We start from the raw sequence: 15,089 nt of genomic DNA, 5'->3' as shown, positions 1-15,089 counted from the left end.
ACCCCCAACCCCGTAAAATGCCTGCTCATGACCTCGATCGACCCCGCAGAGCTGGAAGTCTGCCTGCGCGTGCTTGCCCAGGTCGAGGACCTGCCGGCGGAACACGACGACGCCGTGCGCGTCCGCCGGGCCACCGCGAAGATCTTCAAGGCCGCGAAGAAGTTCCGCAAAACCGAGCGCAAGGCCGCCATCGTCGCCAACGACCGGGCCGTGACGGCGCTCACGGCCACCGGCTCGCCCGACCGCATCGACGACGAGACCCAGGGCCTTCCGCTCGTGTCGAACGCCGTCGGCGCCACGGCGGGCACGCTGCTGCGCGCGCGTTCCTGCTACACGTGCCGCAAGAGGTTCGTCGAGGTGGACGCCTTCTACCACAACCTCTGCCCGGACTGCGCCGCGTTCAACCACAGCAAGCGCGACGCCCGCACCGACCTGACCGGCCGCAACGCGCTGCTGACCGGCGGCCGCGCCAAGATCGGCATGTACATCGCGCTGCGCCTGCTGCGTGACGGCGCGCACACCACGATCACCACCCGGTTCCCCAAGGACGCGGCCCGCCGCTTCGCCTCGATGCCCGACGCCGCCGAGTGGATCGACCGCCTCAAGATCGTCGGCATCGACCTGCGCGACCCGGCCCAGGTGCTGGCGCTGGCCGACGAGGTGGCCTCCCGCGGGCCCCTCGACGTCCTCATCAACAACGCCGCCCAGACCGTGCGGCGGTCCCCCGGGGCCTACGCGCCGCTGGCCCACGCCGAGCACGAGGCCCTGACCGGCGACGCCCGGCGGCCCGAGCTGATCTCGTTCGGCGGCCACGGCCAGCTGGCGCTGCCCGGCACCGCCGTGCCCGAGGCGCACTCGGTCACGACGCTCGCGCTGATGGCCGGTTCCAAGGACATCGACGCGGGCGGCCTGGTGCCGGACACCGCGGCCACGAACTCGTGGATCCAGAACGTCGACGAGGTCGACCCGGTGGAACTGCTCGAGGTGCAGCTCTGCAACTCGACGGCACCGTTCCTGCTCATCTCCCGGCTGCGCGCGTCGATGGCCAAGTCGTCGTACCGCCGCAAGTACGTGGTGAACGTGTCGGCCATGGAGGGGCAGTTCTCCCGCGCCTACAAGGGTTCCGGGCACCCGCACACCAACATGGCGAAGGCCGCGCTGAACATGTTGACGCGCACCAGCGCCGAGGAGATGCTGCAGGCCGACGGCATCCTGATGACCGCGGTCGACACCGGGTGGATCACCGACGAGCGGCCGCACCCGATGAAGATGCGGCTGGCCGAGGAGGGCTTCCACGCCCCGCTGGACCTGGTCGACGGCGCGGCGCGGGTGTACGACCCGATCGTGCGCGGCGAGGCCGGCGAGGACCTGTACGGCTGCTTCCTGAAGGACTACGCACCCTCTGCCTGGTGAGGCCGTTGGGGTGACTTTCGTCGGATACACGCGTCCGAGACACCTGTCGGACGCGTCCGAACGAGGCCTTCCACCAGCCCTTACGCGTAGTTGAACACCTGTTCGAGTACTCATTTGTCATGAGAACTGTGTGGCGGGGAGCACTTCGGTTCGGGATGACGACCATGACGGTGCGGCTGGTCTCGGCGGCGACCGAGCACCGCGGCAAGGTACACCTGGTGCACCGCGAGGACAGCGGCCGCGTGCGCCACCAACAGGTGTGCGGCGAGTGCTCGCTGAGACTCACACCCGAGGACATCGGGCGCGGCTACGAGCTCGACGACGGCCGGATCGTGCAGATCGATCCCGGCGACCTCCCCTCACCGGAGGACGGCGTCATCGACGTCCAGCAGTTCGCGCCGCAGACCGACGTCGACCCGGTGGCGCTGCACCGCAGCTACTACGTCGAGCCGGACGACCTGGCCGTGCGGTCCTACGTGCTGCTGCGCGAGACCCTGGAACGCACCAAGACCGCCGCGATCGTCAAGTTCGCCCTGCGCGGCAAGGAAACGCTGGCCGCGCTGCGACCGCAGCAGGGCGTGCTGGTGCTGCACACGTTGCTGTGGCCGGACGAGGTGCGGGAGCCGCACTTCGCGTTCCTGCACCGCGACACCGAGGTGCGCACCGGCGAACTGGCCGCGGCGGCGGCGCTGGTGCGGGCGCAGATGCGTCCGTTCAAGCCGCGCGACTACCCGAACACGCACCACGAGGCGTTGCTGCATCTCGTGGAGGCGAACGTCTAGGCCACCGCTCCAGGTGGGAGCGGGCGCGCGACCCGCGAGTCGGGGATGAACGCGGGTCGCGCGCCCGTGCCGCCGGGGGCGAGGTCCCACCGTTGTCGGTGGGGCTGACTAGCATCACCGACCATGCTCGCCAGTCCGTCCGACCTCGTCGACCTGCTCGAATGCGAACACCGCAGCTACCTGGCGCGCGACGAGCGGCGTGGCGACCCCGCCGAGCTGCACCGGCAGGCGGCCAGGACGGCCGAGGAGATGCGCTCCGGCGCGGAGCTGGTCGAGAACGCCGTGTTCTTCGACGGCGCCTTCCACTGCTCGGCCCAGATGCTCGTGCGCACCCCCGACGGCTACGAGCCGTGCGACGAGGTCCCCGAGGCAACGCCACTGGCCGTGTTGTCGCTGGTGGCGGCTGCCGAGTCGCTGGGTGCCGCGCGCGCCCACCTGGTCGTCGACGGCAGGCGCACGTCGTTCCGCGTCGCCGACTTCACGCCCCTGCTCGGCCGCCTGCGGACCCGGCTCGCGAAGCCCTCCCCCGCGCCTGCCCGCTCGTGGGGTGACGTGCGCGCGGCCTGCACCGGCTGCCGGTTCGCCCGTCACTGCGCTTCCGGCCGTGAGCAGGCACGGGACCTCTCGCTGGTGGCGGGGTTGCGGGCCGACCAGAGGCGAAAGCTGGTTTCGGTCGGCATTGACACCATCGACGCACTTGCCGAGACCGAGGAACGTCCCGCCACCCTGTCGCCGGCGTCGTTCACCGCGCTGACCGCGCAGGCGCGGCTCCAGGTGCAGCAGGAGCGCACCGGCGTCACCACCTACGAGGTCGTGGCGCCCGAGGCGCTGGCGAACCTGCCGGGGCCCTCCGAGGACGACGTGTTCCTGGAGGTCGACGGCGACACGTTCCGCACTCCGGGGTGGTCCGGCACGTTCGCGGAGTTCGTCGAGCGCACACCGGCCGGCACCGTCTACCACTTCGCGCCGCACGACCTCGCCGGACGGGCCGCGCGGTCGGCGACACTGGAGTCCGAAGTGGACGAGCTCGTGCGGCGGTGCGTCGACCTCGGGGCGTTGACGCGGCGGGTGTTGCGGGTGTCCACAAGGGAGTACACGCTGTCCGCGCTGAAGCCGTTGCTGGACGACGAGGTCCCGACACGGGGCCTCCGGGACCTGTTGCACCGCATCAAGGTCGAGCGCGAGATCGAGACGGCCGTGCGCGAGGAACGCGACGAGGCCGCGTTGGAGAAGGCCGCCGAGCGGGCGCGCCGGATGGCGGCGCTGACCGAGCCGTTGATGGCCGAGGGACACGCGTTGTTCGCGGCGACGGTCGGGTACCACCGGCGCGAGGCCAGTCCGGCGTGGGGCGACTTCTTCCGGCAGGCCCTGGCGCCGATCTCCGACCTGGAGACCGACTCGAACTGCGCGGTGCCGATCACGGTGCGGGCGGACGACTGGGTGCCGCCGGCCGGGCGGGTCCGGACGCACAAGCGGCAGGTGCACGCGCGGATCGACCCGGAGCGGCCGCACCCGTTCGGTTCCGGGGAGCAGGTCCGGCTGCTCTACCCCGGCAACATGACGCGCAACGCGGTCGTGGCGGACGACAACCCGTACGAGCTGGTGCTGACCGAGAGCAACGCGGTCGAGCACGGCGAGATGCCGATCGCGGTGCTGCCGGGCAGCCCGGTGCCCGCGTCGCCGAAGGACGAGGCCGTCGCGGAACTGGCCGAGCAGGCCGTCGGCCTGTTGCCGCTGCTCCCCCGCAACCCCGGCATCGACCTGCTGCTGCGCACGCCGCCCGCGCAACCGCTGCCGCAGCACCCCGACGTGGTGCAGGCCGTGATCAAGGCCGTCGACCAGCTCGACGGCGGCACGCTCGCCGTGCAGGGGCCGCCCGGCGCCGGCAAGACCTACCTCGCGACGAAGCTCGTGCGGCACCTGATCGACCAGGGCAAGACGGTCGCGGTGACGTCGACGTCGCACAAGGCCGTGGAGAACGTGCTGTCGAGCGTCGACCCGGACATCCCGATGGCCAAGCGCCCCAAGGAGAAGAAGCCCGAGGAGGGCCTGCCGTGGGACCAGCCGAAGAGCAACGGCGCCCTGGCGCAGTGGCGTGAGGAGCACCCGCAGGGTCACCTGGTCGGCGGCACGGCCTGGACCTTCTCCAACGCGGTGATCAAGGCGCAGCCGTTCGACGTGATGATCATCGACGAGGCGGGCCAGTTCGCGCTGGCCGACGCCGTGGCGGTGGGGACGGCGGCGCGCAACCTCGTGCTGCTGGGCGATCCCCAGCAACTGCCGCAGGTGGTGCAGGGCGTGCACCCGCCCGGTTCGGACGCCTCGGCGCTGGGCCACCTGCTGGGCGACGCGGACGTGATCCCCCCGCACCTCGGCTACTTCCTGGCGGAGACGCGCCGGATGCACCCGGCGGTGTGCCGTCCCGTGTCGGAGCTCTCGTACGCCGGGCTGCTCCATTCGCACGAGTCGGCGGCACTGCGGTCGATCTCCGGGGTCGAACCCGGCATCTACCTGCGCGAGGTCGACCACCGGCACAACATCACGTCGTCGGTCGAAGAGGCCGACGCCGTGGTCGACACCGTGCGCGCGATCGTCGGTCGCACTTGGACGGACAACGGCAAAACGCGCGAACTGACCGATACGGACGTTCTGGTCGTCGCGCCGTACAACCTGCAGGTGCGGGTGATCCGCCGCAAGCTCGCCGAGGCGGGCTTCGGGGACACCCGAGTGGGCACGGTGGACCGCTTCCAGGGCCAGGAGGCACCGGCCGTCATCATGTCCATGACGTCGTCGTCCACCGTGGACCTGCCGCGTGGCCTGGACTTTCTTTTGTCACGCAACAGATTGAACGTGGCCCTGTCGCGCGCCCAGGTGCTCGCCGTGATGATCTGCTCGCCGCGGCTGCTGGACGCCGACGTGCGGGGCGTGGAACAGATGCGGTTGGTCGCCGGCACGATCGGGCTAACAGAAAACATGCGGATCTACCCGTGGTGACACCGTAGCGTTGCCATACAGTGACCTTTCGAACGCTCTGAGTTGTTAGCGTGGCGCGGTTCACCCGGTCGGGTGATTTGGCATTTCACTTGTTTGATCCGCCATCGCACCAATGCAGAGCAGGAGTTTCCATGGCAAGCAGAGTTCTCGGCGCGCTCGCGGTGACGGCCACCGCAGCCCTCGCTTCGCTGGCACTGGCTACCCCGGCCAGCGCGCACACCCCGGTGTCGTCAGCGGAGTGCGTCAAGGACAAGGCTGTGCTGAAGGTCAAGCTGACCCAGTACGCGGGCGGCGACAAGAACACCGTGCTGATCAAGGACGGTGACAAGGTCCTGGCCGACGAGAAGTTCGGCCAGAACTGGGGCGAGAAGAAGTTCGAGGCCGACGGCACCGTCAAGCACACCTTCACCATCAAGGTGACCGCCTCGGACGGCTCGAAGTACAACTACGAGAAGACGCACGAGACCCCGGCGTGCGTGAAGACGCCGCCGACCACGACCACGACCACCACGACGACGACCACGACCAAGCCGGTCGTGACGTCCCCGGAGACGCCCTCGTCCTCCGAGGTCCCGCCGTCGTCCACCCCGGCCGCTCCCGCCGGCAGCGCCCCGGAACCGCCCCTCGCGGCGACCGGTGCCTCGCCGATGTGGCTGCTGCTCTCGGGTGTGGGTCTCGTCGGTGCCGGTGCCGGCACCCTGCTGTTCCTGCGTCGCCGCCGCAGCGCGTGAACTAGCTGAACCACGAAGCGGGGCGGTCCTTCCGAGGACCGCCCCGCTTTCGTTTCTAGAGGTCCATCGCGGTCGCGGGCTCGTGTCCCTCGCGGATGAACCACTCCGTGGCGAACGCGTGCGCGAACGTGGGTTCGTCGAGCGACAGGAAGAACGACTGCTCGGGGATCTGCGAGGCGTGCGCCCGCATCGCCTGCCGCTTCACCTCCAGGTACTTCGAGACGTCGACACCGACGTTGATCTCCGACTCCGGCACCGCACCCTCACCCAGCGGCGGCGGCTCCTCGATGTTCGCCCGCCGGAACGCCTCGCGGAACGCCGACTCCCGCACCAGCGCCTGGTAGACGGCCGGCGTGCCCGCGATCTCCGCGGCGCGCATGCCCACGCGGTGCGTCTGGATGTGGTCGGGGTGACCGTAGCCGCCGAAGCTGTCGTACGTGGTGAGCACCTTCGCATCCTCGTCGACGAGGATCGCCGCGAGCTTCTGGGCCGCCTCCTCGACGTCCGCGGTCCAGAACGAGCCGGGCTGGTCGTTGAGCTCGTCGCCCATCATCCCGGAATCGCGGTACCCCAGGAACTCCACGCGCGCCACGCCCAGCAGGTCCGCTGCCGCGTGCGTCTCGACGACGCGGCGCTGCCAGAGTTCTTCGCCCTCGTCCAGGAAGTCCGGGACCTCGCCGGCCTCGCCGCGCGTCGCGACGACGAGCACGACCCGGTGCCCCTCTTCGAACGCCTTGCGCATCACGCCGCCGGTCACGATGCACTCGTCGTCGGGGTGGGCGTGGAACGTCACCAGTGTGGCCATGGTTTTGACGTTACCCGTGGGCGGGTGGGGTTATTCGCCTACGCGGGTCGGGTTGTGCCGGCTGGTGCCGGTTCCAGCGGGGTGGGCGGCTGTCGTGTCCGCGTCCCGGGCAGGCGAAGGTAAGGACGCCTCGCCTGCGGCATTGCGGTTGGCGGCAGGGTGCCTCGGCTTCACCATTGGCCGTTCAGCGCAGAGGGACGCCTCGCCTTCGGCATTGCCGCTGGCAGCAGGTGTCTCCGCTCCGCCGTCGCCCTGTCGTGCGAGGGGCTTCTCGCCCCCGGCAGCCCTTGGGCAGTTCGCGCCGCACGTGAAAGGGCGGCGCTCCCCCAGTACAGGCTGGGAGGCGCCGCCCCTCGGCGAACTCGTGGAGCTATCGCAGGGTCAGGTTCCAGGCGTTGATGTACCCGGTGTCACCGGAGTACACGTCCTGGACCCGCAGCTTCCACGTGCCCGCCGCGACCTCGGACGAGGCGTTGACCGTGTAGGTCGCCACCACGTTGTCGGCACTGTCCGAAGAGGACGAGTTCTTCAGCCGGTAGGCGGTGCCGTCCGGCGCGACCAGGTCGATCACCAGGTCGCCGCGGTAGGTGTGGACGATGTCCACGCCGACCTTGGTGGTGGCGGAGGCGTTGCCCGTCACCGTGGAGTTGATGGAGGACGTGACGGCGGTGCCGCGGTCCGGGATGGCCACGTCGGTCGTGTTCTCCAGGCCGCCGGAGGGCGGCGGGGTGGTGTCGACGGCGTTCACGGTCTTGGTGGCGTCCGCGAGGCCCGCGCCGCAGCCGCCCGAGCAGGTGCCGGGGAAGGTGCGGGCGTTGGTCTTGATCAGGTCCTTGACCTCGGCCGGGGTGAGCGACGGCTTCTTGGCGACGAGCAGTGCCGCGAGGCCCGCGATGTGCGGGGCCGCCATCGAGGTGCCCTGGTAGGGCTTGTAGTTCTCGGCGCCGGGGGTGGTGGTGCCGGCGTTCAGCGTCGACCAGATGCCGTTCTCCGGCGTGGTGATGGTGCCGGGGGTGTCGGTGCCTCGGCGGGTCTCGCCGCCGGGGGCCGCGATGTCGATGCGGGTGCCGAAGTTCGAGTAGAACGCCTTGTTGCCCTCACGAGAGGAGGCCGCGACGGTGATGACGCCGTTGCAGTTGGCCGGGGTGAAGTTCGCGACGTTCATGTTGGAGTTGCCCGCCGCGACGACGACCGTGGTGCCGCGGTTGATGGCGCCGTTGATCGCGTTCTGGTACGTCGTGGAGCAGGAGGACTGGCCGCCCAGGGACATGTTGATGACCTTGGCGACGTTCTGGTTCGCGGGCACGCCGCTCACCGTGCCGCCGGAGGCCCAGGTGATCGCGTCGGCGATGTCCGAGGTGGCGCCGCCGCACTTGGCGAGGACGCGCAGGGGCTGGATCTTCGCGTCGTAGGCGATGCCCGCGATGCCCTTGCTGTTGTTCGTGGCCGCGGCGATGGTGCCGGCGACGTGCGTGCCGTGCCAGGACGAGCCCTGGTCGGCGGCCGGAACCGGGTTGCCGTTGGCGTCGGTGCCGCACTCGCCGCGGGCGACCCAGTCGCCCTCGTCGGCCGGGTTCGAGTCACGGCCGTTGTTGTCCCGAGCGCGCGCCGAGTCCGAAACGAAGTCGTACCCCGCGACGACCTTGCTCGCCAGGTCGCTGTGCGCGACGTACCCGGTGTCGATCACGGCGACGGTGACGCCCGCGCCGGTGGTGCTGGACCAGGCGCCGGGCACGTTCATGCCCGCGGTGGCCTCGAAGAGGTCCCACTGCCTGGAGTACTCGGTGTCGTTCGGGTCGGCGAACGGCTGCATCAGCAGGTCCGGCTCGACGTAGGCGACCTTCGGGTCGTTCTTGAACGCCTGGATGGTGCTGTCGGCGTTCGTGGTCTTCGAGCCGAGGTCGACGACGACAGCGCCACTCGCCGTGCGGCGGTGCAGCGACTTGCCCTTCTTGCGGGCGTCGTCCGAGGCAGCGGTGTCGGACGAGGCCTCGGCGGTGCCGGGCTTGTAGCCGACGATCAGCCGCTCGAAGGGGCGGTTCACCTGGGTCGAGTCCGGCTGGGACTGGATCTGGGCGGGGGCAGCGGTCGCCGAGGGGGCGACAACGCTGAGCACGGCGGCGGAAACTGCCGCGGCGCACACACTCGTGCGTCGCATCTTGTTCACGTGAGGTCCTTCCACGCAGGGCCTTCGCGTGCCGTTGAGGGCGTCAGGGTTCTGAACCGGCTGCGGAGGTGGAGGGACCGTAAGTCGGGTCACACCTGCGAAAACAGGTCTAGCGGAGTCCGATTTCCGACACTGTCGTGTTCACGACACGGGTGTTGCGCTGAATGGCGCACAATGTGGCCGTGTTCGGACACTTGGGCGTCGCACCGGAGCTCACCGCCGTTTACGAGCTCCTGGTAACGGGCGGAAGCCGCACGACGGACGAAATCGGCGTCAACGCCTCGCTGCTGGAGCGGATGCGGGAGTTCGGCCTGGTCCGGCACCTGCCAGGGGACGTGTGGCAGGCCGTCGCGCCCGACCTGGCCGTGGAGGCGCTGATCGCGGCCCGCGAGGAGCAGAACCGCCGAGCCCGCGCGGACGTCGGCCCGCTGATGGAGCTGTACCTGCGCAACCGCGGCGAGGAGCTGGCGGACAACGCGTTCGTCGAGGTGGTGTCCGGTGTGGACGCCGTCCGCGAGCTGTGGCACGCCCTGCTGCGCGGCGCCCGCGACGAGGTCTGCGTGCTCGACCAGCCGCCGTACGTGACGCCGCTGGGCCAGCACGTCGCGCTCGAGGACGAGACGCGCGAACGGGACGTGCAGTGGCGCGTCGTCTACGACCGCTCGGCCGTCGACATCCCCGGCAGGGTCACGGAGATCATCGAACTGGTCGCGGCCGGCGAACGCGCCCGCGTCACGCCGACGCTGCCGTTCAAGCTCGCGGTGATCGACACGCACGCGGCCGTGCTCCCCGTCGTCAACGGCGACGTGGTCGACAAGGTGCTGCTGATCCGCCCGTCCGCGTTGCTCGACGTGCTGCGGTCGACGTTCGAGCTGTACTGGGACAAGGGGATCCCGTTCAGCCCGGGGGGCATCTACGCGGCCGCGGCCGACGTCGACCCGAACCTGCTGGGGCTGCTGGCCGCCGGGCTCACCGACGAGTCGATCGCGCGGCAGCTCGGGCTCGCGCCGCGGACGGTGCAGCGGCGGGTGCGGCAGCTGATGGACCGGTGCGGGGCGCAGACGCGGTTCCAGGCCGGCGTCCAGGCGATGCGGCGAGGCTGGCTCTAGGCGGCATGCAACCCCGGGTGATCTTGTGGCGTCTTACCCACAGCAAGCAAGTACTCACCCAGGGGGATTCAAAAAATGCGCATGCTCAAGGTGATGGCGGCTGCCCTGACGGGCCTGGCACTCATCGGGATCACGGGTACGGCGTCGGCGTCCGCGGACCTGACGTGGCCGCCGAAGGACGTCACGCCGGTCCACAAGACCAAGGCGGAGCTGCAGGAGCAGGCGGCGGAGTTCACCGACCGCCAGGAGCAGACGTTCCCGCGGCTCTTCCGCGGCGCCCAGAACGTCGTGCACGGGCAGTGGGGCGGCGAGTCGGCCGGCAGGATCGAGGACGGTCAGCAGTACCTGACCAGCTGGACCAGGCTCACCTACCGCGGCCAGGACACCGAGGTGTTCACGCAGGTCAACGCGCCGGGCTTCTTCACGGACTCACCGAAGCAACTCTGCGAGCGGGACACCTGCACCGGCCAGGTCAGCGACCACAAGGGCGGCGTGACCGTGTTCACCGAGAACACCCAGTACGGCATCACCATCGCGTGGAACTTCCGCCGCAACGGTGAGGTCGTCTGGGCGCAGAGCTGGGCTCCGGACACCAAGGCCCAGGTGGCGGCCATCGCCGCCGACCGCGCGTACACCTTCACGCGGTAGGGGCTGAGGGTGCGGGCGCTTCCGGCCATGGAGTCACCGGAAGCGCCCGCCCGATCAACTGGCGACCTTGCGCGCGGCCACCAGCTGCCCGTCCGCGAACCCCTCGACGCGCACCTCGCGCCCGGTCGCGGTCAACGTCGCGGTGTGCGCGCCGTCGGTCACGTCCAGCGAGGTCGCCGGGCGGCCGTCGACGTAGACGTCCACCCGGTCGAGGTTCACGGTGTCCAGTGAGACGGTCGTGCCCGCGACCGCCACCCCGAGCCGCCGCACCGGCAGCTCCTCCAACAACTCCCCCGCCCGTGCGAGCAGGTCCACGTTGCCCTGCAGGAGATCCGCGCGCGTGGTCTTGTGCTGGTGCGTCGGACGCACGCCGAGGTCCTCCACGGGCGTGCCCGCGAGCTTGCCGACGCGCAACGTGCGGCGGATCGACACGCGCATGTTCGCCTTGTTGGGCAACGGCCGGTACGGCGACTCCGGGTCCACCGGCGCCGGGATCTTCAGCAGGGTCGCCAGCAGTCCGTGCGTCCACACGTTCGCGCCACCCGCGCCGGTGTTGTCGTCCACGCCGAGGATGGGGCCCAGTTCGTGGTCGGCCCAGCCCGCGGCGAAGATGTCCGTGGCCGAGTAGCAGCGCGCGTCGGTGATCAGCACGACCGGGCCGTGGTAGGTCTGGCCCACGGCGTTCGCGCCGTCGACCGGCGTGATGGTGTGCGAGCAGGAGAACGCCTGGCCCGTCTCGGTCGAGCTGTCGAGCGACGGGAACCACGGGCCGAGGTCGATCTGGCCGGTCGGGTCCTCCGCGTGGCGGCGGCAGATCCTCAGGTTGAGCGGCGTGCTCAGGAACTGCACGGGTTCCGGCGCGATCCGCTTCGGCGTCATCGTCTGGAGCAGGAACTCCGAGGCGAAGATGTGGCCGCCGCCGTTGTCGCGGACGTCGACGATGAGTCCGTTCTGCGGCAACAGGTTCGCGAGCCGGACGAACTCGGCGAGGAACGCCTCCGGGTCGTCGACGCTGAAGGTGAAGATCCGCAGGTGCCCGAACGTGCCGGACGGCGTGGTGACGGGACGCGCCCGGAACACGCCGGGCATCGTCGTCGCGACGTCCTGCGCGGCCATCGCGACCGCGCCGCCCGCGGCCTCTGCCTGCACGACTTTGGGCGCGTGCAACAACTTCTTGGCGCGCGCCTTCTCGTCCGAGTCGAGGTCGACGCCCTGGGCGGCCGCGGCCGGTGACAGAGAATCCACGTCCGTCATCGGTGGCAGGTTCTCGGTGACCTGCCAGTCGACGCGGATCTCCTCCGCGGCGCCCGCCTCGGTGCGGTAGCTGACGACGACCCAGTCCTCGTCGGGCGGGAGCTGGATCACCAAGGGGCGCAACGTGAGCGACTCGAGGCCGCGGGCGAGGTTCGCGGCGGTGTTGCTGCCCGCGAAGACCGCGCCGTTCAGCGCGACGGCACGGGCGATCGGCGTGCCGTTCCAGTGCGTCACCTCGGCGCCGACCGCCAGGCCGGTGAAGCCGGCGACCGTGCGGGCGACGAGGTACTGCTCGGTGCCGTCCTGCGCGAAGCAGCGCTCCAGCTGGAACGGCAGGAAGGCGATCTTGCCGGCGAACGGCGCGGGCAGCAGGTAGTTCGTGTGCAGGTCGCGCACCGAGTGGAAGGTGCTCGACAGCTCGCGGTGGAACTGCCACTCGGCCTCGGCCGTCGCGTCGGTCTGCCGTTCGAGTCTCGCTCTGAGAACTCTGAGTCGCTGCACGGGGTTCACGGCGTGCATGGCGACTTTCAGAGGCAGGTGCGCGTAGTTCTGCTCCAGCAGGATCAACGCCTGGTCGACGATGAGCTTGCGCTGCGCCAGGGTGAGCGTGCCCGCGGTGGCGAGGAACTCGGCGAGTCCGACGGAGTTCGCGATGTTCGGGTGAGCGGTTGCGGTCATGGTGGGGCCTCCTTGCTCAGTAGAGGCTTCCGAGGCCGTCTGGATACACCTTTTTCACCCGTTCGGCCGCTAACTGGAGCAGTTCCCGGGACGACAACTGGAGTAGAGGGAGGCGCGCCATGAGTCCACGTGTCCTCGAACTGCGCATCCACGGGGTGAACAACACGCCCCCGCACGCGATGCTGGCCCTGTCACCGGACGACGTCGAGCGGTTCAGCGGCTGCGACAAGCTCGGCAGCTTCTGGGAGACGAAACCGGACCGGGTGGCCGCGCTGCCCCAGGGACACCCCGGTCAGGCCCCGCCCGGCGTGCGGCGGGAGGCCTACTCGTGGGGCGGGATGGCGCGCAGCAGTCCGGGGATCGGCGGCAGCGGGGTTCCGTCCAGGGCCGTGAACCTGCTGGGCCGCATCGGATGGGCGCTGCTGCTGCCGTTCGGGCTCGCGAACGTCGCCTACTGGTCCCGGAAACTGCCCGTCGACGCGTCGCCGGACAAGCCGCAGAAGGTGTGGTGGAACTCCGGGCGCGGCGCGGCCAGCACGCGCCTGTTCGGGCTGGGGCTCACGTTGCTGCTCGTGCTCGCCGTGTGCGAGGTCGCGATCGACGTCTACGCGGTCCAGTGCTCGCTGCCCGCGGCGAACTGCCGGCGGCTGCCCGAGTTCCTCGACGTGCTCGGGGACCCGCCGCGGCACGTCCGGGTGCTCGTCGCCTCCGTCGTGCCGGTGCTGCTGCTCCTCGGTCTGGTGGCGCTCACCTCGTTGTCCCGCAGCAGGTACGAGGCGGCGCAGAGCACGCCGGAACGCCATGACGGGGTGATGCTCGGCCGGTCGTCGATGTGGCAGGGCGACTCGCGGGTCGGCCGGCTCACCCGGCTGCACCTCGCGGCGGGGTTCTCGGTGGTGGCGCTGGTGACGAGCGTCCAGGTGCCGCAGACCTTCTTCTTCGGCGTCACCGTCGCCGCTGCCGCGGTGCTCGCCGTCGTCGTCGCGCGGGTGGTCGTGACGGCGGCGGACGGACCGGACGTGCCGCAGTCGGTCGGGAACGGTCCGTGGTCGCGCTGGCTGGTGGTGGCGGCGGCACTCGTGCTGGCCGCGCACCTGGCCGGGATCTACGTCCTCGCGCCCGCGTTCGACGGTCCGCTGCTGCTCGTGCAGTGGGGGCCGCCGGTCGTCACCGCGGCGTTGCTCGGGTCGACGCTGGCGGCGTGGTCGTGGCGGCGCAACGACAAGAAGGGCCCGCTCGTGTTCGTGGTGCTGTTCGCCGCGTTCATGGTTGCGGGGCACTGGTCCTCGTGGGCGTGGATCGGCGTTGTCCTGGTGGGTGGCGCCTTCCTGTGGAGGGCGTGGCCGCGGAAGGGCGACGGGTGGCAGGCGTGGCACGGCGCGGGACCCGGTGTGCTGCTCGGGCTGTCGCTGACGGCGTCGGTGACGTTGTCGACCGTGCTGGTGCTGACGTTCCGCGGCTGGGTCGGCGCGGGGCTGCGGGCGTCGTCGTTCTACCTGTGGTTCGGCGCGACCTTCGCCTGTGTCGCGGTCCTGCTGCTGGTGTTCTTGTTGGTGCACGCCGGATTCTTCATGGCCCGCTGGAAGAGGCCGTCGCCGTTCGACGGTGAGGGCACGTCGTCGGTGGTGCGGGCGCGGCACCTCGCCGCCGTGGCCCACCGCGCCGAGAACGTCGTCGGCGTGCTGTCGACGATCAGCGTGCTCGCTCTCGTGCTGACGTGTTACCTCTCCTTCGCGTCGCCCGCGTGGGCCCGGTGGTCGAACATCACGTGGGTGGTGAACGGGAGCAACTGGGTCATCGGTCTCGTGGGAGTGGCGGTGGTCGGGGCGTTCATCGGGGCCGGCACGCTCACCAACCGCCGGCCGCTCGGGCTGGTGTGGGACCTGATGTGCTTCCTGCCGCGCGCGGCGCACCCGTTCGCGCCGCCCTGCTACGCGGAGCGCGCGGTGCCGGAACTCGCCGAGCACACCCACTCGTGGCTGGCGCAGTCGCCGGAGAACCGCGTGGTGCTCTCGGCGCACAGCCTCGGCGCGGTGCTCGCCGTGGCGGCCATCTACGCGTTGCCGCCGGAGGATCTGGGGCGCGTGCGGCTGCTGACGTACGGCGTGCAGCTGCGGCCCTACTTCGGGCGGATCTTCCCCGAGCTGCTCGGGCCGCCGGTGCTCGGCACCCCGCAGGTGCGCGCGGGCACGTTCTTCAGCCTCGACCCGTGGTGGCGGCCGCCGGGCGAGCCGCAGGAGGGCGGGCTGTCGTCGTTGCTGGGCGCGAACTGGGTGAACCTGTGGCGCCGGACCGACTACCTCGGTTTCCCGGTGCAGAGCTGGACGGGCGGTACCGCCGACCGCCGCGCGGACGAGACCCTGGAGGGCGCGTCCACAGTGGAGACCCACAGCGACTACCACCGGTGCGCGGCCTACCGGAAGGCGTTCGCGGAACTCGTCCCGACCGATCTGAACCAGTCACCCGATCGTGGACGTGGAGAGGATGGGAACCTGGAACGCAGTTGAC

The 15,089-nt window shown here is 70.5% G+C and carries 10 protein-coding genes; 7 read left to right on the top strand and 3 right to left on the bottom strand.

Translation table 11 applies throughout. The annotated features are described in order from the left end of the window. The first annotated feature begins 27 nt into the window (after positions 1-27). From BMY74_RS39770 to BMY74_RS39755, 4 genes are all read left to right on the top strand, one after another. A complete protein-coding gene (locus tag BMY74_RS39770) occupies positions 28-1,413 on the top strand; it encodes an SDR family oxidoreductase (protein WP_089926188.1) in 1,386 nt (461 codons plus the stop codon). 119 nt (positions 1,414-1,532) lie between these two features. Continuing rightward, positions 1,533-2,195 (top strand): non-homologous end joining protein Ku, encoded by a 663-nt coding sequence (gene ku, locus BMY74_RS39765; RefSeq protein ID WP_089926185.1) that lies wholly within the window; start codon positions 1,533-1,535, stop codon positions 2,193-2,195. Positions 2,196-2,318: 123 nt separating this feature from the next. Further along, a complete protein-coding gene (locus BMY74_RS39760) occupies positions 2,319-5,189 on the top strand; it encodes a bifunctional RecB family nuclease/DEAD/DEAH box helicase (protein WP_089926182.1) in 2,871 nt (956 codons plus the stop codon). Between the two features lie 131 nt (positions 5,190-5,320). Beyond that, the gene (locus tag BMY74_RS39755; protein WP_143091908.1) at positions 5,321-5,920 is read left to right on the top strand and encodes an LPXTG cell wall anchor domain-containing protein; all 600 of its coding nucleotides are present in this window, start codon (positions 5,321-5,323) and stop codon (positions 5,918-5,920) included. A 55-nt stretch (positions 5,921-5,975) separates the two neighbouring features. Here the strand turns inward: BMY74_RS39755 and BMY74_RS39750 are convergent, their stop codons facing one another. Beyond that, on the bottom strand, positions 5,976-6,725 hold the full coding sequence (locus BMY74_RS39750) for a PIG-L family deacetylase (protein WP_089926175.1): 750 nt from the start codon (positions 6,723-6,725) through the stop codon (positions 5,976-5,978). A gap of 370 nt (positions 6,726-7,095) precedes the next feature. Next, positions 7,096-8,883: a S8 family peptidase gene (locus BMY74_RS39745; RefSeq protein WP_089926435.1), complete on the bottom strand. Its 1,788-nt coding sequence runs from the start codon at positions 8,881-8,883 to the stop codon at positions 7,096-7,098. 191 nt (positions 8,884-9,074) lie between these two features. On the opposite strand from BMY74_RS39745, the gene BMY74_RS39740 reads away from it, so the two are divergent. Both BMY74_RS39740 and BMY74_RS39735 read left to right on the top strand, forming a co-directional pair. Then, positions 9,075-10,001 carry a LuxR C-terminal-related transcriptional regulator gene (locus BMY74_RS39740; protein ID WP_143091907.1) on the top strand — a complete coding sequence of 309 codons (927 nt, stop codon included), beginning with the start codon at positions 9,075-9,077 and terminating at the stop codon, positions 9,999-10,001. Between the two features lie 75 nt (positions 10,002-10,076). Further along, the gene (locus BMY74_RS39735; protein ID WP_089926169.1) at positions 10,077-10,649 is read left to right on the top strand and encodes a hypothetical protein; all 573 of its coding nucleotides are present in this window, start codon (positions 10,077-10,079) and stop codon (positions 10,647-10,649) included. A gap of 54 nt (positions 10,650-10,703) precedes the next feature. Here BMY74_RS39735 and BMY74_RS39730 read toward each other — a convergent pair whose 3' ends face one another. After that, on the bottom strand, positions 10,704-12,581 hold the full coding sequence (locus tag BMY74_RS39730; RefSeq protein ID WP_089926166.1) for a S41 family peptidase: 1,878 nt from the start codon (positions 12,579-12,581) through the stop codon (positions 10,704-10,706). 119 nt (positions 12,582-12,700) lie between these two features. Between BMY74_RS39730 and BMY74_RS39725 the strand changes: the two genes are divergently transcribed. Further along, a complete protein-coding gene (locus BMY74_RS39725; RefSeq protein WP_089926163.1) occupies positions 12,701-15,088 on the top strand; it encodes an alpha/beta hydrolase family protein in 2,388 nt (795 codons plus the stop codon). Position 15,089 lies beyond the last annotated feature (1 nt).

The sequence above is a fragment of the Lentzea albida genome (assembly GCF_900111005.1).
Classification (GTDB): domain Bacteria; phylum Actinomycetota; class Actinomycetes; order Mycobacteriales; family Pseudonocardiaceae; genus Lentzea; species Lentzea albida.
The sequence above is the reverse complement of the archived record's forward strand: the minus strand, read 5'-3'. Positions and strand labels throughout refer to the sequence as shown.

What these genes read in the sequence shown, in the direction of transcription:
- BMY74_RS39770 (WP_089926188.1), top strand. Translation starts at nt 28, where the DNA reads ATGACCTCGATCGACCCCGCAGAGCTGGAAGTCTGCCTGCGCGTGCTT.
- ku (WP_089926185.1), top strand. Translation starts at nt 1,533, where the DNA reads ATGAGAACTGTGTGGCGGGGAGCACTTCGGTTCGGGATGACGACCATG.
- BMY74_RS39760 (WP_089926182.1), top strand. Translation starts at nt 2,319, where the DNA reads ATGCTCGCCAGTCCGTCCGACCTCGTCGACCTGCTCGAATGCGAACAC.
- BMY74_RS39755 (WP_143091908.1), top strand. Translation starts at nt 5,321, where the DNA reads ATGGCAAGCAGAGTTCTCGGCGCGCTCGCGGTGACGGCCACCGCAGCC.
- BMY74_RS39750 (WP_089926175.1), bottom strand. Translation starts at nt 6,725, where the DNA reads ATGGCCACACTGGTGACGTTCCACGCCCACCCCGACGACGAGTGCATC.
- BMY74_RS39745 (WP_089926435.1), bottom strand. Translation starts at nt 8,883, where the DNA reads ATGCGACGCACGAGTGTGTGCGCCGCGGCAGTTTCCGCCGCCGTGCTC.
- BMY74_RS39735 (WP_089926169.1), top strand. Translation starts at nt 10,077, where the DNA reads ATGCGCATGCTCAAGGTGATGGCGGCTGCCCTGACGGGCCTGGCACTC.
- BMY74_RS39730 (WP_089926166.1), bottom strand. Translation starts at nt 12,581, where the DNA reads ATGACCGCAACCGCTCACCCGAACATCGCGAACTCCGTCGGACTCGCC.
- BMY74_RS39725 (WP_089926163.1), top strand. Translation starts at nt 12,701, where the DNA reads ATGAGTCCACGTGTCCTCGAACTGCGCATCCACGGGGTGAACAACACG.